Source organism: Congregibacter sp., assembly GCF_965660375.1.
Lineage (GTDB): Bacteria > Pseudomonadota > Gammaproteobacteria > Pseudomonadales > Halieaceae > Congregibacter.
The window spans coordinates 1-20,523 of the sequence record NZ_CBFHZO010000113.1; the positions used below are offsets into that span (position 1 = coordinate 1).

General features: G+C 59.2%; 19 protein-coding genes and 1 pseudogene. 9 read left to right on the forward strand and 11 right to left on the reverse strand.

Annotated features, from left to right (window positions below; genetic code table 11):
- Window positions 1-388, forward strand: a pseudogene (locus tag ACTG3T_RS10795) (ammonium transporter); the annotation flags it as partial.
- Window positions 389-481: 93 nt separating this feature from the next.
- Here the strand turns inward: ACTG3T_RS10795 and ACTG3T_RS10800 are convergent.
- Complete coding sequence (locus ACTG3T_RS10800; RefSeq protein ID WP_439102282.1) at window positions 482-2,662, reverse strand: TonB-dependent receptor family protein; 2,181 nt, start codon at window positions 2,660-2,662, stop codon at window positions 482-484.
- A 253-nt stretch (window positions 2,663-2,915) separates the two neighbouring features.
- Here ACTG3T_RS10800 and ACTG3T_RS10805 point away from each other — a divergent pair, with 253 nt between their 5' ends.
- Window positions 2,916-3,254, forward strand: a complete 339-nt coding sequence (locus tag ACTG3T_RS10805; RefSeq protein WP_439102283.1) for a P-II family nitrogen regulator — start codon at window positions 2,916-2,918, stop codon at window positions 3,252-3,254.
- Between the two features lie 27 nt (window positions 3,255-3,281).
- Complete coding sequence (locus tag ACTG3T_RS10810; protein WP_439102284.1) at window positions 3,282-3,932, forward strand: hypothetical protein; 651 nt, start codon at window positions 3,282-3,284, stop codon at window positions 3,930-3,932.
- A 40-nt stretch (window positions 3,933-3,972) separates the two neighbouring features.
- Here the strand turns inward: ACTG3T_RS10810 and ACTG3T_RS10815 are convergent, their stop codons facing one another.
- The 7 genes from ACTG3T_RS10815 to argH all read right to left on the reverse strand — a co-directional run bounded on the left by ACTG3T_RS10815 (window position 3,973) and on the right by argH (window position 10,293).
- Window positions 3,973-4,713: an HAD family hydrolase gene (locus ACTG3T_RS10815; protein WP_439102285.1), complete on the reverse strand. Its 741-nt coding sequence runs from the start codon at window positions 4,711-4,713 to the stop codon at window positions 3,973-3,975.
- Window positions 4,710-5,645, reverse strand: a complete 936-nt coding sequence (gene xerC, locus ACTG3T_RS10820; protein ID WP_439102286.1) for a tyrosine recombinase XerC — start codon at window positions 5,643-5,645, stop codon at window positions 4,710-4,712. The genes ACTG3T_RS10815 and xerC overlap by 4 nt, the downstream gene beginning before the upstream one ends.
- Window positions 5,646-5,648: 3 nt before the next feature.
- Complete coding sequence (locus ACTG3T_RS10825; protein ID WP_439102287.1) at window positions 5,649-6,305, reverse strand: DUF484 family protein; 657 nt, start codon at window positions 6,303-6,305, stop codon at window positions 5,649-5,651.
- Between the two features lie 75 nt (window positions 6,306-6,380).
- Window positions 6,381-7,211 (reverse strand): diaminopimelate epimerase, encoded by an 831-nt coding sequence (gene dapF / locus ACTG3T_RS10830; protein ID WP_439102288.1) that lies wholly within the window; start codon window positions 7,209-7,211, stop codon window positions 6,381-6,383.
- A gap of 62 nt (window positions 7,212-7,273) precedes the next feature.
- Window positions 7,274-8,518, reverse strand: coding sequence for a diaminopimelate decarboxylase (lysA, locus tag ACTG3T_RS10835; RefSeq protein WP_439102289.1), 1,245 nt, complete (start codon window positions 8,516-8,518; stop codon window positions 7,274-7,276).
- 6 nt (window positions 8,519-8,524) lie between these two features.
- Entirely contained in the window at window positions 8,525-8,839 is a 315-nt protein-coding gene (gene lptM / locus ACTG3T_RS10840) for an LPS translocon maturation chaperone LptM (RefSeq protein ID WP_439102290.1), read from the reverse strand.
- A gap of 56 nt (window positions 8,840-8,895) precedes the next feature.
- Window positions 8,896-10,293: an argininosuccinate lyase gene (gene argH / locus ACTG3T_RS10845; RefSeq protein ID WP_439102291.1), complete on the reverse strand. Its 1,398-nt coding sequence runs from the start codon at window positions 10,291-10,293 to the stop codon at window positions 8,896-8,898.
- A 157-nt stretch (window positions 10,294-10,450) separates the two neighbouring features.
- Between argH and ACTG3T_RS10850 the strand changes: the two genes are divergently transcribed.
- Genes ACTG3T_RS10850 through ACTG3T_RS10875 form a run of 6 tightly spaced genes read left to right on the forward strand, consistent with a single transcriptional unit; the run spans window position 10,451 to window position 16,601 of the window.
- Window positions 10,451-11,521: a sensor histidine kinase gene (locus ACTG3T_RS10850; protein WP_439102292.1), complete on the forward strand. Its 1,071-nt coding sequence runs from the start codon at window positions 10,451-10,453 to the stop codon at window positions 11,519-11,521.
- On the forward strand, window positions 11,518-12,237 hold the full coding sequence (locus ACTG3T_RS10855) for a LytR/AlgR family response regulator transcription factor (RefSeq protein ID WP_439102293.1): 720 nt from the start codon (window positions 11,518-11,520) through the stop codon (window positions 12,235-12,237). The genes ACTG3T_RS10850 and ACTG3T_RS10855 overlap by 4 nt, the downstream gene beginning before the upstream one ends.
- Before the next feature lie 52 nt (window positions 12,238-12,289).
- A complete protein-coding gene (gene hemC / locus ACTG3T_RS10860) occupies window positions 12,290-13,216 on the forward strand; it encodes a hydroxymethylbilane synthase (protein WP_439102294.1) in 927 nt (308 codons plus the stop codon).
- On the forward strand, window positions 13,206-13,991 hold the full coding sequence (locus tag ACTG3T_RS10865) for a uroporphyrinogen-III synthase (RefSeq protein WP_439102295.1): 786 nt from the start codon (window positions 13,206-13,208) through the stop codon (window positions 13,989-13,991). Before hemC ends, ACTG3T_RS10865 begins: the two co-directional genes overlap by 11 nt.
- Entirely contained in the window at window positions 13,988-15,337 is a 1,350-nt protein-coding gene (locus tag ACTG3T_RS10870) for a uroporphyrinogen-III C-methyltransferase (protein ID WP_439102296.1), read from the forward strand. Before ACTG3T_RS10865 ends, ACTG3T_RS10870 begins: the two co-directional genes overlap by 4 nt.
- A gap of 4 nt (window positions 15,338-15,341) precedes the next feature.
- The gene (locus tag ACTG3T_RS10875) at window positions 15,342-16,601 is read left to right on the forward strand and encodes a heme biosynthesis HemY N-terminal domain-containing protein (RefSeq protein ID WP_439102297.1); all 1,260 of its coding nucleotides are present in this window, start codon (window positions 15,342-15,344) and stop codon (window positions 16,599-16,601) included.
- Window positions 16,602-16,665: 64 nt separating this feature from the next.
- Here the strand turns inward: ACTG3T_RS10875 and ubiD are convergent, their stop codons facing one another.
- From ubiD to trxA, 3 genes are all read right to left on the reverse strand, one after another.
- Entirely contained in the window at window positions 16,666-18,177 is a 1,512-nt protein-coding gene (gene ubiD, locus ACTG3T_RS10880) for a 4-hydroxy-3-polyprenylbenzoate decarboxylase (protein WP_439102298.1), read from the reverse strand.
- A gap of 15 nt (window positions 18,178-18,192) precedes the next feature.
- The gene (rho, locus tag ACTG3T_RS10885; RefSeq protein WP_008293847.1) at window positions 18,193-19,461 is read right to left on the reverse strand and encodes a transcription termination factor Rho; all 1,269 of its coding nucleotides are present in this window, start codon (window positions 19,459-19,461) and stop codon (window positions 18,193-18,195) included.
- A 574-nt stretch (window positions 19,462-20,035) separates the two neighbouring features.
- On the reverse strand, window positions 20,036-20,365 hold the full coding sequence (gene trxA / locus ACTG3T_RS10890; protein WP_008293848.1) for a thioredoxin TrxA: 330 nt from the start codon (window positions 20,363-20,365) through the stop codon (window positions 20,036-20,038).
- Between the last annotated feature and the right edge of the window lie 158 nt (window positions 20,366-20,523).

Below are 20,523 nucleotides of genomic sequence, written 5' to 3' on the forward strand. Positions count from 1 at the left end.
GCTCGTGGCAATCACCGCTGAGCCATCTACGCCTACGCCATTGATGGCTACGCTTTTTGGCGCCGTCGGCGGCATTCTGGTGGTGTTCTCTATCATCACCCTGGACAAGCTGAAGATTGACGATCCCGTAGGTGCGATCTCTGTACACGGTGTGGTCGGTCTGTTGGGTCTGCTCCTGGTTCCCGTCACCAACGACGGATCCAGCTTCAGCGGCCAGCTCATTGGTGCGGCCACTATCTTTGGCTGGGTGTTTGTCACCAGCTTCATTGCTTTCTTCGCGATCAAGACCGTCATGGGTATCCGGGTCACGGAAGAAGAGGAATACGAGGGCGTGGATCTCTCCGAGTGTGGTCTTGAAGCCTACCCGGAATTCGTTTCAGCCAAGTAAGCAACAATCTTGCGGGCGCATTATTTCAATGCGTTTTTTGGGGGCCCTCTGGGCCCCCTTTTTTTTGCTCGAGCCGATCCCCGCCAGCTATGATCAGAACTGGTACTGCAGTCCTACCGACGCGGTACGCGGCTTGTTGGGTCGTGCTCCTTCCGGTTGCCGCGACACGATGGATCGCTCGTCAAAGACGTTCTCGAACTTCACGAATACCACCGCATCATCAGTGACTGCGTAGCGGCTGATGAGGTCCGTAACGAGCAGGTCCTCTGTGCGGTTAAAGGGATTGCTGTCCGTGTTGCAACCGATGGTCACGCAGGTTTCATCGATGTACTTGATCACGGCGTAGCTGTCCCAGTTCATCGCTGTCTCAAGGCCCAGGCGCAGGCTGAGGGTGTTTTCCGGGACCGCTGCCAGGGTGTCACCGTCGCTGAACCCTTCTTCTACGTTATCGCTGCTGATGGCGGCGTCGGTGTAGGTGTAGGCGAGATCGATGGGGGCGTTCATGTCGCCAAAGTTCAGCACGGTGCTTGCTTGAAGTTCCACGCCCTGAATGACCGCCTGCCCCGTAGTGAAGGCGCCCGCCGTCGCGCCATTACTGCAGGGGTTGGCGTTGGAGCAGTTTTCGGTTTTGTTATCGAAGTCGCTATAAAAAGCGATAGCCTCCAGGAACCAGCTGCCGCGATAGCGGATTCCCGCCTCCCAGTTCACACTGGTTTCCGGTTCTTCGAACTCCTGCGCGCCGCCGCCCAGGGGCGAGAATCCGCGATGGACGCCCGCCAGTGCCTGCCATTGATCAGACAGGTCGTAGGTAAAGGATGCGCCGGGCAACCACTCCTGAGAGTTGTTGGATCTTCGACTGGGGTCCGTCTCGCGATCCGGGTCAGAGAACTGACGACGGCTGCTGTCCACGTCCTCGTAGCGCAGTGCCAGATTCAGATTGAGCGCGCCGCTCAACTGCCAGCTGTCCATAAGCCATGCGGACATGGCCTGCGCATCCTCCAGGCGGTTATCGCCACCCACCGGCTCAACGCGTCCCGAGAGAACCAGCTCGCCGTTGATCTGGTCGTAAACCTCGATGGGTTGGTAGCGGTCCATCTCGTCTTCATGAAGACGCAATCCATAGCTTAAGTTGTGGTCGCCCAGACTGTGATCAAGATTCAACTCAACCCCGCGGGACTCGTAGTCGCGATTGTTGTGCTTGTAGCCAAGTCCGAACACATCCGCCTCGCCATCGAGTATGGCCTGAGCGCCGGCGTCACCGGCGTTCGCTGCACGCACAAAGGAATTACCGCCGGAAAGTTTGAACCAGTCCCGGGAAAAGTTGTTTTGGTAGGCCGTTACCGAGAGTGCCAGGTCATCGCTGAGCTGCAGACCGTAGCGGAGGTTAAAGCCGGCGTGATAATTGTTCATTTCGTCGATGGATGACAGGCCGTAGCGGCGGTCTTCATTGGTGGCGAAGTCAGCATCCGTGAGACCGAGATAGGTTTCGTCTGAGGTTTCATTGGAGTACTGCGCCTTGAACAACAGAGACTGACGCTCGCCGGTCCAGGACAGCTTTACGAGATAGTCCTCGATGTCGTAACCGCTATCGTTGCCCCGGTCGATTTCCTTGAAACCGTCGCTGCGTCGCTGAGCCGTCTCTACGAGGTAACCGAAATCGCCATATTGCCCGCCAAAGTTTGCCAACAGGTCCTGCTCGCCGTTCTGGCCAACGCGAAGATCGAGGTTGCCCGTGACCATGTCTGGAATAGGCGTGGACACCATATTGATGACACCCCCCGTAGTCTGGGGGCCATAGCGAAGCAGCGGCGCACCCTTGAGTACCTCAGCGCTGTGCATACGCATGGCCGTGGGAAAGTAATAGGCCGCGGGGTTGGAGTAGGGGGCCGGCGCGATCATCACGCCATCTTCCATGAGCGTAATTTTGGATGAACGCTCGGAGGTGGCCCCGCGGATGCCGATATTTGGACGAAGCCCGTAGCCGTCTTCCTCACGGATGTAGGTGCCAGGTACGGTTTTCAGCAGCTGATTGATGTCGTTGGCAAATTCAATGCGAAACTGCTCCTCGCTGACCAGGGCCGCAGATCCGGGCAGCGCGCGAACTTCATCGGCGTCAGCAAAGATGAAGACTTCTTCCACTACCGATGACTGCGCATCGATGATGGCGGCGGGGTTCGCAGTCTGAGCGGCCCCAAGAGGGCCGCTGGAAAGCAGCGTTGCCGATAGCGCCAGGGCCAGAGGGGCAACGCGAAAGCGGGTGTTGCTGTGGTTCATCAAACGCTCCAAACATTACGCAGAAAATATAGTAGTAAAGAGTCTTGGATGATAATGATCGAATGCTAACTATACAAGCAATAAGAATCATTCTCGTTACGATTTGTGGTTTTGCCCCCATATCCCTGTAGCCAGGGAGAAAAATGGCCTCGAACATCAGAAGACAGAAAAAGCCCGACTTCAGCGCTGCTTGCAGCAGGATGCCTTGAGTCCCTATCATCGACCATTACGTCGCCAATAGAGCATTGCTGCTATGAAACTTATTACCGCGATCATCAAGCCGTTCAAACTCGATGATGTCCGATCGGCACTCGCCGAGGTCGGAGTGCAGGGCATTACCGTGACCGAAGTGAAAGGCTTTGGCCGCCAAAAGGGCCATACGGAACTGTATCGTGGCGCTGAATACGTGGTGGATTTCCTGCCCAAGGTAAAGGTGGAAGTCGCGGTGGGAGATGAGCAGCTCGATAGCTCCGTGGAGGCCATCGTCTCCGCTGCGGATACGGGAAAGATCGGCGATGGCAAAATTTTTGTTTCCAGCCTCGAGGAAGTGATCCGCATTCGTACTCGGGAAACCGGTGAGGAGGCTATTTAAGTCCCGGCACCGTCCAACTCCTCGCCCGTGAGCGACAGTCCCCATGAGAATCCCCCGGAGCCTGGCAACGCATCCACGCCGCCCGGTGGTTTTGCCAGCATCGAACGTGCTTTTCTCCGGCTTACTTTTTGGCAGACACTGCTGTCTCTCGCAGGCGTATTCACGGGCGGTGTCGCCCTCTATGCCGCCCTGGGTGAGTCCGAGGCGGTGCGTCAGCAAACCGCAGCGACGGTGTGGCCCTATGTGCAGTTGACGATTCGGGATTTTGTCCAGGATGATAAGGCCGCATTTTCTCTGGAGCTGAGCAATTCCGGTGTCGGCCCCGCAAAAATGCGTGAAATGCAGCTGCTCATTGATGGCGAGGTCTATCGCGACTGGCGCGCGGTGCTCACATCATTCCTCGATGAGGAGTTTGCGCAGGGCGTGCGCTATGGTCGCAGCGACGTCACCGGTCGCGTGCTGTCACCGGGAGAAACACTGACCTCCTTTCATACGACTGATCGGGTGGTTGTGGAGGGCATGCAGGCCGGGATTTACTCCGGACGAGTGAGCCTCAGTTACTGCTACTGTTCCATTTTTGATGACTGCTGGAATGCCCAAATCAGCGCCGTGGGAGGACCGGAGCCGTCTCCGGTGGAAGAGTGCCCGGTGTATGGCGAGGATCGCTTCAGCAACTAACGGGTCAGTCCTCAGCTCCAATCTTTAGCCTGTAGTTTTTTTAGCCCTTGGCGTGGGTCCCTAAGCGACTCTCCAATGCGTCCACCGCCGCCGGGAGCTCACCGATGCTGCCAATAATGCCATGGGGCGCATAGTCTTCTTTATTCTGGGTGTGGGGCCAGCGCGCGGCGTCGGCATTCAACCAGATAGCATGCATTCCGACCCGCAGGGCCCCCAGGATGTCGTGCTCGGGGTTATCGCCCACATGGAGAATTTCCTCGGCCTTGACGCCCGTTCTTTCTATCGCCGCATGAAACATGTCCGGCGCGGGTTTGCTGGCACCGATTTCCTCCGCAAGAAAGGCAAAGTCAAAATATTCGCCGGCATCGGTTTTGTAGACATCCGCATTACCGTTGGTGAGGGCGCCCAGGCAAAAGCGTCCCGTCAGGCTTTCCAGGACCTCCAGAGCTTCTGCGTAAAGCTCCACCCGCTGTCGCTCCATTAGGAAAGCCGCAAATGCCTGCTGTGCGCCAATCTTTGCGGACTCGTCGTCAAAGCCAGCGGCGCGTTGGAGCTCTTCCAGAAAACGCTGACGAATCGCGGTGACATTGTGGGTTAGTTCCGGGTGCGCTTTCCAGACCCGCTTTTTGAGTTCCCATAGCTCCTCGTGTCCGATGGTATCGATGGCGCCAGGGCGGTGTTCGAGGAGCCATTGTCGTTGGGCCTTCTCTGCACGCAGCAGCGCAGGTTCCACATCCCATAGGGTGTTATCCAGATCAAAGGTCACCACCTTGATAGTCACTGCTTGTCATCATCCTTTTGTTTCCGCGCCCGGGGGTGGGCGCCGTCGTACACCTTGGCAAGGTGCTGAAAATCCAGGTGCGTATAGATTTGTGTGGTAGAGATATCACTGTGTCCCAGCAGTTCCTGCACGGCGCGCAGATCGCCACTGGACTCCAGCAGATGGCTCGCAAAAGAATGCCTCAGCATATGGGGATGGACGTCGCGACCCAGGCCGTTGCGCTCCGCCAGGAGTTGAACGCGGGACTGAATGGAGCGCTCGCTGATACGCTGGCCGCGACTGCTGAGAAACAGGGCCTGTTCAGCATCGCTGACCGGCGTGGGCCGGTGGTGCAGGTAGGCTTCGATGGCCGCGGTAGCGGCACTGCCCACGGGCACGGTCCGCGTTTTGCTTCCCTTACCCGTAACGGATATCAGACTCTGACTGCGATCAATGTCGTGAAGATTCACAGCGCGCAGTTCCGCAAGGCGTAAGCCGGAGGAGTAGAAAAGCTCCGCCATGGCCAGATCCCGAAGCTGCAGCGGGTCATCGCCATCGGCGCGCAGGTAGATCCCCACCTGATCGGCCTCGAGAGTGCCCGGGAGTTTGCGTCGTTTACGGGGCGCCTGCACCGCCAGAGCCGGGTTGCGTCGCCGCCCGGTATCATTGCTTTCCCACTGGAAATAGGCCCGCAGCGCTGAAAGTTGCCGTTGCAGGCTGTTGGATGCAAGCCCCCGGCGGTGCCCCTGGGCCAGCCACTGCCGCACGTGGCTTTCCTGAACATCACTACAGGTTTTGAGGGCCTGCGCCTCGCAAAAGGACTGAAAGCTGCTGAGGTCCCGCTGGTACGCCGCCACCGTGTGGGGAGAGAGTCGGCGTACACCGCGCAGATAATCGAGAAAGGCAGTTATCCGCTCATCCAGGCTCGCCGATGCAGAGGCGTCGCCTACCATGGTCTAGGAGGGATCGATCCGTTTGAGGAGTCCTGCGATGACTTCCGCGGCAAACTCCAGAAACAGGGTTCCCATCTCGCCGTCGTAGTGACTCGCATCGGAGCTTCCCACCGAAAGAGCGCCCAGCGCTTTACCCTCATTCTCGATGAGCGCAATGGCCGCAGAGCCTACCAGCGTGGCGCCGGGAAATAAAAACTCAAAGTCATCGGCGCGCAGGGCACCGCACCCGGCGTTGCCCCGAACCAGCAGTGCCCCAAGCTTGCCCTTGAGCTGTGACTCCGGAACTCGTCGCACGGAGCCCTTGTGCTCTCCAGCGTCTTCGAACAGTGTCAGGCTTGCATATTCGATATCAAAAATATCGCGAAGCACGCGAATAAGTGCAGCTTCGAGTTCATCGACGGTTGTGGCGGGAAGTAAACCGAGTACCAGCTGTCGCGTATCCGCAAACATCTGGTCGTTGTCCTTAGCCGTGCTTCCAAGGTCCCGGAGGCGATGACGAAGATCCACGTTGCGATCGCGAAGCACGCTGACCTGCCTCTCCACCAGAGACACCGCCGCACCCGTAGCATGGGGAACTTCAATAAGTCCCAAAAGCTCCGGGTTCTTTTGAAAATAGTCCGGGTTCTGAACCAGAAAATCTCGAATATCGTCTTCGTCCACGCGTCTGTCTGCCTCTTGTGGTCAGGTGGCTGGATGGCTTGCCGGCCGCAAGCCCGGTGTAAAAAAGGCCCGGTGCTACAGTCTTATGGTGCCTTCGAAGCTGATCGCGGTGGGGCCGGTCATAAGCACCGATTTGCCGTCGCCCTGCCACTGAACGGTCAGCTTACCCCCGGTCAATTCCACTGTCACTCTGTCATCGAGCCAGTCCATGCGTTGGCCGTACACGACGGCAGCGCAGGCGCCGGAACCGCAGGCTTCCGTTTCGCCAACGCCACGCTCGAACACGCGAAGCCGCACGTTTTGCCGATCCACGATCTCCAGAAAACCGGCGTTGGCGCCTTCCGGAAAGTCCTCATGGCTGCGCATGGCTTCGCCGAGTCGCTCGAGGCTTCCATCGTTGACATCACTGACCCGCAAAACAGCATGAGGATTACCCATGGAAAGCGCGCCCACGCGGAGCTGTTCGCCCGCGGCAGTGAGATCATACTCGGGTGCGGGCTGGTCACGTAAAAAAGGTATCTCTGCGGGGGTAAAAACCGGTGGCCCCATATTCACCTCAACCGCGTGATTATCCATCAGGCTCAAGGTCATCAGGCTACTGCCGGTCTCTACGACCATTTTATTGAGATGCGTCAGTCGCCGGTGACGAACGAAGCGTGCGAAGCATCGCGCCCCGTTACCGCACTGGCCCGCCTCGCTGCCGTCCGCATTAAAAATGCGATAGCGAAAATCCGCCGCAGGTTGTTCCGGCGGCTCTACCAGCAGCACCTGATCACAGCCGACCCCGCGACGGCGATCAGCAATACGCCGGATATCCCGGGGTCTGAGCTTGATCCGCTGACTGATGGTGTCGATCATGACGAAATCGTTGCCTGCGCCATGCATTTTTGTAAACTTAACCGGCATCTTATTGTTGTGACTCCGCTGGTGAATCTCCCGCTTTTGGTCTCTTTTTGGTTTGTGTGGATCTATTGTGGCAGGCGGTGTTCGCCGCGGAGCAGATCCTCGATGCTCTCCCGCTCCCGTACGAGGTGCGAATTCTTGCCGTCTATCATAACTTCTGCGGCGCGGGGACGGGTGTTGTAGTTAGAGCTCATCACAAACCCGTAGGCACCCGCGCCGTGGATGGCGAGGAGGGAGCCCGCCGCCAATGGCAGTTCACGATCTTTGCCTAGAAAGTCGCCGGTCTCACAGACCGGGCCCACAATATTCCAGGTCCGGGTTGGCTCATTGCTGGGGCCCGTTGTTTGAATATCTACCCAGGCCTCATAGAGGGCAGGCCGGATGAAGTCGTTCATGGCGGCATCCACCAGGGCAAAGCTGTGGGCGTCTGTCTCTTTGGTGTAATGCACCCGGGTAAGAAGAACGCCGGCGTTGGCCACTATGGAGCGCCCGGGTTCGAACACCAGGCAGAGCTCCCGGTCACCCAGGGCCTCGCGTACCGCGGCAATGTAGTCGGCGATGGCAGGGGGCTCTTCATCTTTGTAACGCACACCGATGCCGCCGCCGAGATCCAGGTGATGTATGCGGATGCCTTCGGCTTCGAGCGTGTCGACCATCAGTAACAGTTGTCGCAATGATTCCAGCAACGGTGCCATGTCCACCAGTTGGGAGCCGATGTGGCAGTCCAGCCCTATGGCGTCGATGTTGGGCAGTGTTTTGGCACGGCGCAGCATGGCCATGGCGATATCGGTGGCCACGCCAAACTTGTTTTCCCGAAGACCGGTAGAGATGTAGGGGTGAGTGCCGGCATCTACATCGGGATTGACCCGTACGGACACGGGAGCGCGCTTGCCCAGTTCCGCGGCAACGCTTTGTAACACCTCAAGCTCCGCTTCAGACTCGACATTGAAGCACCGAATACCCAGCTCCAGGGCGCGGCGCATTTCGTCCCGCCGCTTTACTACCCCGGAGAACACCACCTTGCCGGGATCGCCCCCCGCAGCCAGTACGCGCTCCAGCTCGCCCATGGACACGATGTCAAAGCCGGCGCCCTGCCGGGCCAGGGTGTCGAGGACCGCAAGATTGGAATTCGCCTTGACGGCGTAGCACACCAAATGCTCGCAGCCTGATAGGGCGTCGTGGTATGCCCCTAATGCGGCTTCCATGGCTGCGCGGGAATAGACGTAGCAAGGTGTGCCGTACTCCTCAGCCAGTGCCTCGCAGTCCAGTTCTTCGGCAAACAACCGTTTCTCGCGGTAGGAAAACCCCATAGCTGCCTAGTCCTCCGATCCGGTGGATGAACGGGCGCTGCCGGGGAGCGTCGGTATCGCCAACTGCGCGCTTTGTGGCTCTTCTGGCTGCGGCTGATAGAGCGGGCCCATCTGCCCGCATCCCCCAAGGAAGGGCAATAGAGCGGTTAGTAGCAGGCCTGATGGCAATAGCGCTGTTTCAGGGGCATGTCTCTTGCGGCAAGGAAATATCAAGGGAGCGTTCCTGTTTCTATTCGGGTTGTCTATAGGGATTTGGCGTATGGCCTGACCAGGTAACGTTGTTCGCCGAGTCGCAGGCGGAAGTCGCGCGGTAAACCGCAAGCACCGCCAAAATGCAAAGGAGCAAAGACCTCAAGTATAAACGCCCGCTGCCTCTGCTAGCGACTCACCAGGCGGGTCGCGGCTTCAGTGGCGGCGACTGTGACCTGCGCGGGTGCGGTACCACCCAGATGATCCCGCGCTGCCACCGAGCCCTCGACTGTAAGCACATCGAACACGTCTTCGCGGATGAGTTCGCTAAAGCTCTGCAGTTTGTCGAGAGACATGTCCGCAAGATCTACTTTCCGGCTGATGCCTTCGGCCACGGCCCTTCCCACCACCTCGTGTGCATCGCGAAAAGGCAGTCCCCTGCGCACGAGATAATCGGCGAGATCCGTGGCGGTTGCGAAGCCTGCCCGGGCCGCCTCCCGGAGACGTTCCTCCCGGGGCTTGATGTGCGGAACCATGTCCGCAAAGGCGCGCAGGCAATCCAGAACGGTATCAATACAGTCAAAAAGAGGCTCTTTGTCCTCCTGATTGTCCTTGTTATACGCCAGTGGCTGAGATTTCATCAGGGTCAGCAGTGCCACCAGATGGCCGTTCACCCGGCCCGTCTTTCCCCGCACCAACTCGGGTACGTCGGGATTTTTCTTCTGGGGCATGATGGAGGAGCCGGTGCAGAAACGGTCCGGTAGCTCCACAAATTGAAATTGCGCCGAGGTCCAGAGCACCAGCTCCTCACTCATGCGGGACAAATGGGTAAGGATCAGCGCCGAAGCGGCGGTGAATTCGATGGCGAAGTCTCTGTCGGAAACCGAGTCGAGGGAGTTTCGTGTGGGCTGATCAAAACCGAGGGCATCGGATGTTCGCGCGCGATCAATGGGGAACGTTGTGCCCGCCAGCGCCGCGGCCCCCAGGGGACACTGGTTCATGCGCGCGCGACAGTCTGCGAGGCGACTGTAGTCTCGCTCCAGCATCTCATTCCAGGCCAGCATATGGTGTCCAAAGGTAACCGGCTGTGCGCCCTGGAGATGGGTAAAGCCGGGCATCACCGTTGCTGCATGACTGTGAGCCAATCCCACCAGCCCCTTTTGCAGTCGTGTGAGTTCTTCGCTGATGGCGTCAATGGCGTCTCGCAGGTACAAACGTATGTCGGTGGCCACCTGATCGTTGCGCGAGCGGCCCGTGTGCAGCTTTTTACCCGCGTCACCAATGAGGGCAGTAAGCCGTGCCTCGATGTTCATGTGCACGTCTTCGCGCTCCACCGACCAGGGGAATTCGCCGCTGTCGATTTCCTTCTGCACGGCGGCAAGGCCTCCTTGTATGGCCTCATGTTCCTCTGCACTCAGAATGCCAGCCCCCGTTAACATTTGTGCGTGCGCCAGGGAGCCGCGGATATCCTGGGCCGCCATGCGCTGGTCGAAGCTCACGGAGGCCGTAAACCGTTGCACGAAGCTGTCCGTCGCCTCGCTGAAACGGCCGCCCCAAAGGCTGGGGTTGTCGCTGTGATCCGACATACTATGGGTGTTCCTTTTGCTGTGGTATTCCGCCGGGCTGCTGCTTGTCCCGGTTGAAAAGGCGTGCAAGTATATCAGCGCACAACGGGATTTTTTCGGCGTTACCAGAGCGTTTGTTCCTGCACGGCACGCGGTCGTCAATGTTTGGAGGTCTAGCATGCAGCACCCGGGGCCCCCGGCGTCCGATGAGGCCGCCCCGCACGAGAACGGGTTTTTTATCCCCGATCTTTGTGCGCCCCCGGCGGTGTTTCTGGCCGTGCTTCTTGCACAGCTGGTGGTGTTGCTCCATGTGCTGGCCCTGGGGCCCCTGGCAGCCTTTGACTGGCGAGCCCTGGGTACAGGATCGTTTTTTGTGCAGTGGAATACTCTCCTTTGTATCGCCTTGATTTGCCGCATGCGCGGGCGCTTGCTGCCCATGACGCCGGCAACGGCAACCGCCGTGTGCCTGGTACTGGTGCTGGTGGTGAGTACGCTGTCCAGCGTGCTGGTATACCGTTTTTATCCTCTGCTTGGGCCCCAAAGCGGCGGGCTTCTTGATTGGGTGCTACGCAACGCACTGTTGGCGTTGATTCTGGCGGCAACGGTGCTGCGCTACGCTTACCTCCAGCAACGGGTGGCTTTTCAACAGCGGAGTGAATTGCAGTTGCGTCTGGATGCGCTCCGGGCGCGCATTCGCCCTCACTTTTTATTCAATACCCTCAACAGCATTGCCAGCCTTATTGCTGTGCAGCCGGATCTCGCTGAACAGGCGATCGAGGACGTTGCGGAGCTTTTTCGCGCGGCTCTGTCATCTGGAGACCGGGACAGCAGCCTGGGCGAGGAGTGCCATCTGTGCGAACTTTATCTGAAGATTGAGCAGTTGCGACTGAGGGATCGCCTCGCCGTGGCGTGGGAGATAGACCCTTCACTCAAGGCGGTGGCGCTCCCTGCCCTGTTACTGCAGCCGCTGGTGGAAAACGCGGTATATCACGGGATTTCCCAGCTCCCCAAGGGGGGGGAAGTGAGTATTCGCGCCTGGCGAGAATCCTCGATGTTGCATGTCGAAGTACAGAATCCCTTACCCCAGCGCGCGGTGAATCGCTCCGGGGGGAACCGCATGGCGCTGGATAACATCCGTCAGCGTCTGGATGCGCAGTACCGTGCGTCGGCGTCGCTCAGGGTTGGAGCCAGAGAGAATGTGTACAGCGCGCGCATCAGTATTCCCCTTGAGCGGGGACTGACATCGTGAAAATTGTGGTTGTTGACGACGAGCCCCTGGCGCGGCAGCGGTTGCTGCGGCTGTTGCAGAGACTGCGACCGGAGGCCCAATGCTTTGAGGCGGATAACGGCTTAGAGGCTCTTGCGCTGGTGCGTGCCGAGCAGCCACAGATAGTGCTGCTGGATATCCGCATGCCGGAGATGGATGGTGTCGAGGTGGCGGGGCATTTACTGGATGAGCCCGCAGCGCCCGCGGTGATCTTTTGTACCGCCTATGATGAATACGCTCTGGCCGCTCTTCAGCATCATGCCATTGCCTATTTACTCAAGCCCGTGCGCGAAAAGGAGCTTGAAGGCGCTCTCAAGGCAGCAGTCCGGGTGAATCGTGCCCAGTTGGATTCCCTGGGTGTTGCTGGTGCCGGTCGGGAGGAGGTGGTCAGCGCGGGACATCGCGGGATCGAAACCCTGCCGGTGGCGGATGTCCGGTGTTTTCTGGCGGAGGACAAATATGTGCGCGCCTGCGCACCGTCCGGGGATATCCTGTTGAGTGAATCTCTCAAGGAGCTGGAGCTTGAGTTCGAGGCGCGGTTTTTGCGGGTCCATCGCAACGCGCTTGTGGCGAGGGCGCATATCGCACGCCTGATGCGCTCTGATGATGGCTGGGTAGTCGAGCTCGACGATGTGAGCCCGCGGCCCCAGGTAAGCCGTCGGCATCTCAGTGAGATTAAGGCTGCATTGACGGGGTGAGTCTCGCTGTCCGAATGCTATGATTGGGTTTTTTTTACCCTGTTGAGTTTTCATGCCTGCTGACGTCGTAATTGCTACCCGAGAAAGCCCGCTTGCCCTCTGGCAGGCCTATTTTGTCCGTGACACGCTGCTGGAGACCCACCCCGGCATCACCGTGGAGCTGCTGGGTATGACCAGCCGCGGTGATCAGATTCTGGATGTTCCCCTCGCCAAGGTGGGGGGCAAGGGCCTCTTTGTAAAAGAGCTGGAAACCGCGCTTCTTGATGGTCGGGCGCACATCGCCGTGCACTCCATGAAAGATGTTCCCATGGAGTTTCCCGAAGGTTTGGAGCTTGCGGTGATCTGCGAGCGCGAAGAGCCTGCGGACGCTTTTGTGAGCAACCGCTATGAAAATCTGGATGCCCTGCCCGCCGGTGCCATCGTTGGTACCTCCAGCCTTCGACGGGAATGTCAGCTGCGCGCCAACCGCCCGGATCTCGAAGTGCGTTTTTTGCGAGGCAATGTAAATACCCGTCTCCGCAAGCTCGACGATGGTGAATACGACGCGATTATTCTGGCCTGCGCCGGACTCATCCGTCTGGAAATGGGGGAGCGTATCCGAGCGCGCATCCCCGTGACGGATTCTCTCCCTGCGGGGGGGCAGGGTGCCGTCGGCATCGAGATTCGCAGTGATGACACCGCGACCCGGAAACTTCTCGAGCCTCTCCACCATGGCCCCACGGCGGAACGGGTGCTGGCGGAGCGGGCTTTGAATCGTCGGCTGCAGGGGGGCTGCGAAGTGCCCATCGCCTCCTATGCCGTCCATGAAGGGGATCAGCTGTGGTTGCGGGGACTCGTGGGACGACCCGACGGTACCCATACACTTCGGGCTGAAGCCCGGGGTGGCAGGGAGAACCCCGAGGCTCTGGGTATCTCCGTTGCCGACTCACTCCTGGAGGCCGGTGCGGCAGAGATTCTCGCTGAGGTTTATGACCGCTGAGCAGCGGGTACTGGTTACCCGCCCCGCGGGACAGGCTGATAGCTTGATAGCCGCTCTCTCTGACGCGGGCTTTATGCCGATACACCTGCCCATGCTGCAGATAGAACCCCTGGATCCCCTGCCCGGCGCCCAGCGTCAACGTTTGATGGATCTTGATCGTTATGCCCACGTGATTTTTGTCAGTGCCAATGCGGCGCGTATGGGCGTGGAGCGCATCCGGGATTACTGGCCACAACTCCCCCAGGGCCAGGTTTACTGGGCGGTGGGTCAGAGCACCGCGCTGTGTCTGGAGGCGGAGGGGCTGGATGTGCGACGACCGGAGCGGGATATGAGCAGTGAAGGCTTGTTGGCAATGCCGGGGCTCGCTGAGCTGCATTCCCAGCGTGTGCTCATCGTCAAAGGTGAAGGGGGGCGCAAGTTTCTTGAGCAGGAGCTGCGGGAGCGTGGCGCCGAGGTAGACTCTCTGGTCTGTTACCGACGGGACTACGCTGCCCACGACCGGCAGGAGTGCCGGGCACTTTTGGGGGGACGCGATCTGGCGTTGATTCTTGTGAGCAGTGGTGAGGGACTGGAGCGTCTTACAGGTTTGCTTCAACCTGAGGAACACACTAACTTAGCGATGACTACCTTATTGGTACCGTCGCAGCGCGTCGCGGATCAGGCACGTGGCCTGGGTTGGACGCAGGTCGAGTGCGCGGAGAATGCGTCCGACGCTGCCATGCTGGCGGCCGCGACAGCATGGCGCACAGCGCATCTGGGGGAGACACAGCATTGAGCGATGAGAAAAATCAGGGCGAGAGCCAGAGCGAAAATTCGGGTCAAAAGCCGGCCGAAAAGCACAGCGAAACCGAGTCTGATGCGACGGAACTGAAAGGCACAGAACAGGCAGACACGGCGTCTAGGTCGCCCGCTGGAACTTCCGTTCCTTCCCCCGATCCCACGGTCATTGCGGCAGCAGCGGTTCCTCCCGAAGGGGGCGCGCAGCGCTCGGGCTCCACGCCCATTGCCTGGCTGGCCCTGCTGTTGGTGCTGTTCATGGCGGTAGGGGTCTTTTACATGTTTACCGACCTGCAGCGTCGTGAAGCGGTTTTGCTTCAGCGCGTGCAGGGGCTGGAGTCGGTCTCCGGTCAGGATGTCACCACCTTTGATCAGATGCGCGATAACCTGCAGCGCAAAATTGAGCTTGAAATGGAGGGGGTGCAGGCCAGCCAGAAGCGCGCGGAGGAGGACCTTCGGCGGGCGTTGGAGGCCCAGCAACGGACCCTGGAGACGCAGGAGCGTCAGGTAAGCCGTCTCGAGTCAACGGCGAACGAGGCTGCGGGCAGCGTTAAACGCGTGGTGGAGGAGCAGCTGGGCAACCTTCAGCGCTCTTTGCGCGAGCAGCAGCAGCTTATCAGTGATCTCACCGTTGAGGACCGGGAGAGCTGGCAGATTGCTGAAGTGCAGTATCTCCTTCGCCTCGCCAATCAGCGTTTGATTATGACCGGCGATACCGCGTCGGCGGAAGCTCTGCTCCGCAGCGCGGACAATATTTTGCGAGGCCTCGATGACCCTGGCCTGGTCAAGTTGCGCTCGGCGGTGGCCGGTGACATCGCGGCGCTCCAGGCGGTGCCCAAGCTGGATATTCAGGGCTTGTACCTGCGTCTTGACGCCCTCATACGCCAGACCGACGCCCTGGTGCTCTTTGAGCTACCCGATCAGCGGGTCGAGATTGAACCGGTCACCGCGGAGGACTGGCAGACGCGGTTGTCCCAGGGCTATGAGATGGCCATCGAAAAGCTGTCCGAGTACATCGTGGTAAGTCGCCGCGATGTGCCCGTGGAAGCGCTTATGGACCCCCAATATGAGGGTCTGGTGCGACAGAATATGCGCATGCTCCTGGAGCAGGCGCAGGTGGCCATGCTGTCGGGGAACGAACTCCTGTTTCGTCAGAGCCTCGAGCGGGCCGAGGGCTGGGTCACGCAGTTCTTCAAAGCGGACGAGCAGGCTGCGGTAGCGATGGCTGAAGACCTGCGGCGTATTCGCGATGAGCGAGTCTCCGTTGAGCTTCCCAACCTTAACGAGTCCCTCACGGCGCTGGATACCGTGGTGCGGGCGCGTCTCGCTCGCAACGGAAACTAGCACCATGGGCGGCCTGTTTTTAATCGCATTGCTGGCCCTGGTTGCCGGTGTCGGCATTGTCGCGCTCATCGAGACCGAGCCCGGCTATCTTCTTATCGCTTACGGTGGTTACACCGTAGAGACCAGCTTCTGGGTGGGGATTCTTCTCATCGCGACGCTGGTCCTGCTGCTCTACGCGTCCCTGCGTTTTCTTCATCGCCTCATAACCAGTCCCGCCAACGTGTTGAACTGGGCCGGAGAGAGACGCTTACGCCAGTCCGCACGTCTCACCGGTCGCGGTACCATCAACTTTATCGAAGGCAACTGGGCGAAGTCCCGAAAGCAGCTGCTCCGCGGCGCGAAATACAGTGAGTCTCCCCTCCTCAACTACCTGATGGCGGCCCGGGCGAGTTATCGTCTCCAGGAGCCGGAAGCTATGAGCCGCCAGCTCATGCAGGCCGCCGAGAGCGACCTGGAGGCGGTGATAGCCGTGGATCTCACCCAGGCCGAACTGCAACTCAATGATCGGCAGTACGAGAAAGCCCTGAGAACCCTCGAGACGGCCAAGAAAAATCCCGGCAAGCATCCGCAGGTGCTTCATCTGCTGTGCCGCGCCTACGATGGACTCGGCGACATCGAAGCGATGCTCACCCTGCTGCCCTTGTTGCGTAAACATCGCATCGGCGGCGCCCTGGAACTCGATGATCTGGAGGCAAGGATTCATTACGATCTGCTGGAGCAAGCGGCGGTGACCGGTGATACTGAGCTGCTGAAATCGCGGTGGAAAAAATACCCGGGACGCCTGGTGGACGAAGAATCAGTGCAGCTGCACTATCTGTCAGCCTTGCTGAGATGCGACGAGGTCGCCACTGTGGAGCGGGAAATCGAGCGGCGCTTGAAGAAAAACTGGAGGCCGGCGCTTGTCAGCCTCTACGGCCGCATTAATCGTGAGACCGCCCAGAAGCAGCTGGCGACCGCGGAGGCCTGGTTGCGCAAGCACGACAAAGACCCCGATCTGCTGCTCTGTCTCGGCCGCCTCGCCATGGTGGAGCGTCAGTGGGCCAAAGCGCGCGACTATCTGGAGCGCAGTTACGCGACCAGGGCCAGTGAAGAGGCCTGCCTTGAGCTGGGTCGCCTCCTGACGGCAGTGGGCGACCATGCAAGCGCGGCAGAGGTCTTCCGTGTGGGAACAGGACTACGCAATAATCCTCTGCCTGAGTTGCCTCAGCCCGATGATGTCGTCTCGGACAGCCTGCCTGAGAGTCGCCGTCTGGGCAGTGAATGAAGCGAGGCGTGAATAACCCGGGGTAGTGAGACCCCAGTGCGGTGCTTAAGCAGCGCTCTGGGTACTAGCGTCGCCGGGGAGCGGGATCGATTCCGATACCCAGATCTTCCCACATAGCTTCAACGCGCTCGCTCACCGGGTCATCCATGCGGATGGGCTCTCCCCACTCCCGGTCCGTTTCGCCTTCCCACTTGTTGGTGGCGTCAAAACCGACCTTGGATCCGAGGCCCGCCACCGGCGAGGCAAAGTCCAGGTAATCGATGGGCGTGTTATCCACAAAAACGCTGTCGCGCCGCGGATCCATGCGCGTGGTCATGGCCCAGATCACATCCTGCCAGTTGCGCACATCGACATCATCATCGGTCACGATAATGAACTTGGTGTACATAAACTGGCGCAGAAAACTCCAGATGCCCAGCATCACCCGTTTGGCATGACCTGGGTATTCCTTGCGCATGCTGACCACCGCCATGCGGTAGGAGCAGCCCTCGGGGGGCAGATAAAAATCAACAATCTCGGGAAACTGCTTGATCAGCAGCGGTACGAACACCTCATTGAGCGCCACGCCCAGGATGGCTGGCTCATCCGGTGGTCGCCCGGTGTAGGTGCTGTGGTAGATCGGCGCTTCGCGACTGGTGATCGCCGTCACGGTAAATACCGGGAAGCTCTCGACCTCGTTGTAATAGCCAGTGTGATCTCCGAAGGGGCCTTCATCAGCTTCTTCTGTGGGCTCCAGATAGCCCTCGAGAATAAACTCCGCCGTCGCCGGCACCTGTAGGTCATTGGCCTTGCAGAGGGGCGTGATGCACTCGGAAAGTTCGGTTTTTGCTCCGCGAAGAAGGCCCGCAAAGGCATATTCTGACAACGCGTCGGGCACCGGTGTCACGGCGCCGAGCGTCGTGGCCGGATCTGCACCCAGCGCCAGGGCAACGGGGTAGCGCTCCCCGGGGCGCTTGATTTGCCAGTCGCGGTAATCCAGTGCGCCGCCACGATGAGAAAGCCAGCGCATGATCAGCTTGTTGCGACCGATGAGTTGCATGCGATAAATGCCCAGATTCTGGCGGGCCTTGTTGGGGCCCCGGGTAATCACCAGCGGCCAGGTGACCAACGGCCCCGCATCACCCGGCCAGCAGGTTTGAATGGGCAGGTCGTAGAGATTAACGTCGTCACCCTCGCGTACATGGGTGCGGCAGGGCGCGTTGCGAATCACCTTGGGCCCCATGTCCAGAACCTTGCGTAACAGCGGCGCCTTTTCCCAAAGCTCTTTCATACCCTTGGGAGGATCCGGTTGCTTCAGATAGGCCAGGAGCTCGCCAATTTCCCGCAGTGCCGCAACGTTGTCTGCGCCCATCCCCAGAGCCACACGCTCCTCGGTACCAAACAGGTTCGCAAGGACAGGAACGCTATGGCCTTTGGGATTTTCGAAGAGGAGGGCGGGACCGCGGGCGCGCAGGGTGCGATCCGCAATCTCGGTCATTTCCAGGTTTGGGTCGACTTCCCGCGTGATGCGTACGAGTTCGCCCCGGGACTCAAGCTCCGCGATAAAATCGCGAAGATCACTGTAGCGTGCGGCCATGAGGTTGTTTCAGCGCTACTTGCGCTTCATGGACATAAAGAACTCTTCGTTGGTCTTGGTATCTTTGAGTCGATCGAGGAGGAATTCCACCGCAGGCAGATCTTCCATGCCGTGAAGCAGCTTGCGCAGAATCCACATGCGCTGCAATTCTTCTTCACCGGTGAGCTTTTCTTCGCGACGGGTGCCGGACCTGCGGATATTAATCGCGGGATAGATGCGCTTTTCGGCGATCTTCCGGTCAAGGTGCAGTTCCATGTTGCCCGTGCCCTTGAACTCCTCGTAGATCACCTCGTCCATCTTGGAGCCGGTATCTACCAACGCGGTGGCGATAATGGACAGGCTGCCCCCTTCCTCGATGTTTCGCGCCGCACCGAAGAAACGCTTGGGACGCTCCAGCGCGTGGGCATCAACACCACCGGTGAGCACCTTGCCGGAGCTGGGGATCACGGTGTTGTAGGCCCGGGCGAGGCGCGTGATGGAGTCCAGAAGAATCACCACGTCCCGCTTGTGCTCTACCAGGCGTTTGGCCTTCTCGATGACCATATCCGCGACCTGCACGTGCCGTGAGGGGGGTTCATCAAAGGTAGAGGCCACGACCTCCGCGCCGCGGATACCCACGGAGCGCTGCATTTCTGTCACTTCTTCCGGGCGCTCGTCGATGAGCAGCACGATCATGTAGGTCTCGGGGTTGTTGCTCAGAATCGCCTGGGCGATGTTCTGCATCATGATGGTCTTACCCGCTTTTGGCGGTGCGACCAGCAGTCCCCGTTGGCCCTTTCCGATGGGCGCGACCAGATCGATGATTCGGCCGGTGAGATCCTCGGTGCTGCCATTGCCCTTTTCAAGGGTCAGGCGTTCTTCGGGAAACAGCGGTGTCAGGTTTTCAAAGAGAATCTTGCTCTTGGAGTTTTCCGGTCGGCTGAAGTTGACTTCGCCGATTTTGAGCAAAGCAAAATAGCGCTCGCTGTCCTTTGGTGGTCGAATCTTGCCGGTGATGGTGTCACCGGTGCGCAGGTTAAAACGGCGAATCTGGCTGGGCGACACATAGATATCGTCGGGGCCTGCCAGGTAGGAGCTGTCAGCGGAGCGCAAAAAGCCAAAACCATCCTGAAGAATTTCCAGAACGCCATCGCCGTAAATATCTTCGCCGCCCTTGGCATGGCGCTTGAGGATCGAGAAGATAATGTCCTGCTTGCGCGATCGCGCGAGGTTGTCCAAGCCAATGCTGGACGCAATATCAATGAGCTCCTGGGTAGACTTGGTTTTCAAGTCCGTCAGGTTCATGGGCTCTGCGGAACGGTACCCCTCTGGCAGGGGCTGCTGCTTGTTGTTATTGCGCTTCCCGCGACCCTGGGAGCGATTGCGAGACGGCTTACTCTGCCCATCTCCCTGGCCAGACTCGCGCCCCTGAGAGTTCCTGGCTGGCGCGTCGCCGGCGGACTCCCGGGCATCGTCCGCATCAGCTTTTGCTGCTGCTGCGGGTGTTTCCGCCTGCGCTTCGTTATTGGCATTGCTGTTGGCATTGCCCTGCCCGTCACCTTGCGTATCACCGGGTGCGGGGGCGTCAGTCGAGTTTTGAGATTCGGTTTCTATTTGGGATGTGCTAGACAAGGTAGATGAGCCAGAGAGATAAGGTTAGTGGGTTCGCCCGTACCTGGACTCTTGGGGTTAATAACGCTTCTTTGGGTTGCCTGAAGCGCTGTTAAGCGGAAGAGACAGAGGGGTGGCGGAGTTATTATGGTCGCGCGGGGCCGCGCAGACAGAAAGAAAGTAGCACGCTCCAGAATGGAGGTCTAGCGCTTTTTCTCTTGAAGCTGAGGAAAAATAAGGCCCCGCCTGACGCAATGGGGCCTGGCCGTCAGGCGATGCTTTCGTTTACGAATTCAACGAGTTGCGATTTTGACAGGGCACCGACCTTGGTGGCTTCGGCGTTGCCGTCCTTGAACAGAATCAAGGTCGGAATGCCGCGGATCCCGAATTTACCGGGAACTTCCGGGTTGGCATCGACGTCTACTTTGCAGACTTTCAGCTTGCCTGCGAATTCGCCGGCGAGTTCATCCAGCACCGGAGCGATCATTTTGCAGGGGCCGCACCACTCTGCCCAAAAATCGACCAGGACAGGTACGTCGCTGCTAAGCACATCTTGCTCGAAGCTTGCGTCGCTGACGTGCACAATGGCGTCACTCATATTGTTTCTCCATACAGTTGTTTGAGCATATACGTGTGATTCTATCGTGGAGATTGGGGTGATAGGCAAATATTCAAGCTTTGCCAGGTGACTCTTTATGTCGGCTTGTGTCGGCATCGTGAATTCGGGTCGTGTCCCGACAGCTAATTTGAAAGGAA

Bases quoted from the DNA above. Each gene is read 5' to 3' on its own strand.
- ACTG3T_RS10800 (WP_439102282.1), bottom strand. From the start codon at position 2,662: ATGAACCACAGCAACACCCGCTTTCGCGTTGCCCCTCTGGCCCTGGCG.
- ACTG3T_RS10805 (WP_439102283.1), top strand. From the start codon at position 2,916: ATGAAACTTATTACCGCGATCATCAAGCCGTTCAAACTCGATGATGTC.
- xerC (WP_439102286.1), bottom strand. From the start codon at position 5,645: ATGGTAGGCGACGCCTCTGCATCGGCGAGCCTGGATGAGCGGATAACT.
- dapF (WP_439102288.1), bottom strand. From the start codon at position 7,211: ATGCCGGTTAAGTTTACAAAAATGCATGGCGCAGGCAACGATTTCGTC.
- lysA (WP_439102289.1), bottom strand. From the start codon at position 8,518: ATGGGGTTTTCCTACCGCGAGAAACGGTTGTTTGCCGAAGAACTGGAC.
- argH (WP_439102291.1), bottom strand. From the start codon at position 10,293: ATGTCGGATCACAGCGACAACCCCAGCCTTTGGGGCGGCCGTTTCAGC.
- ACTG3T_RS10850 (WP_439102292.1), top strand. From the start codon at position 10,451: ATGCAGCACCCGGGGCCCCCGGCGTCCGATGAGGCCGCCCCGCACGAG.
- hemC (WP_439102294.1), top strand. From the start codon at position 12,290: ATGCCTGCTGACGTCGTAATTGCTACCCGAGAAAGCCCGCTTGCCCTC.
- ACTG3T_RS10865 (WP_439102295.1), top strand. From the start codon at position 13,206: ATGACCGCTGAGCAGCGGGTACTGGTTACCCGCCCCGCGGGACAGGCT.
- ACTG3T_RS10875 (WP_439102297.1), top strand. From the start codon at position 15,342: ATGGGCGGCCTGTTTTTAATCGCATTGCTGGCCCTGGTTGCCGGTGTC.
- ubiD (WP_439102298.1), bottom strand. From the start codon at position 18,177: ATGGCCGCACGCTACAGTGATCTTCGCGATTTTATCGCGGAGCTTGAG.
- rho (WP_008293847.1), bottom strand. From the start codon at position 19,461: ATGAACCTGACGGACTTGAAAACCAAGTCTACCCAGGAGCTCATTGAT.
- trxA (WP_008293848.1), bottom strand. From the start codon at position 20,365: ATGAGTGACGCCATTGTGCACGTCAGCGACGCAAGCTTCGAGCAAGAT.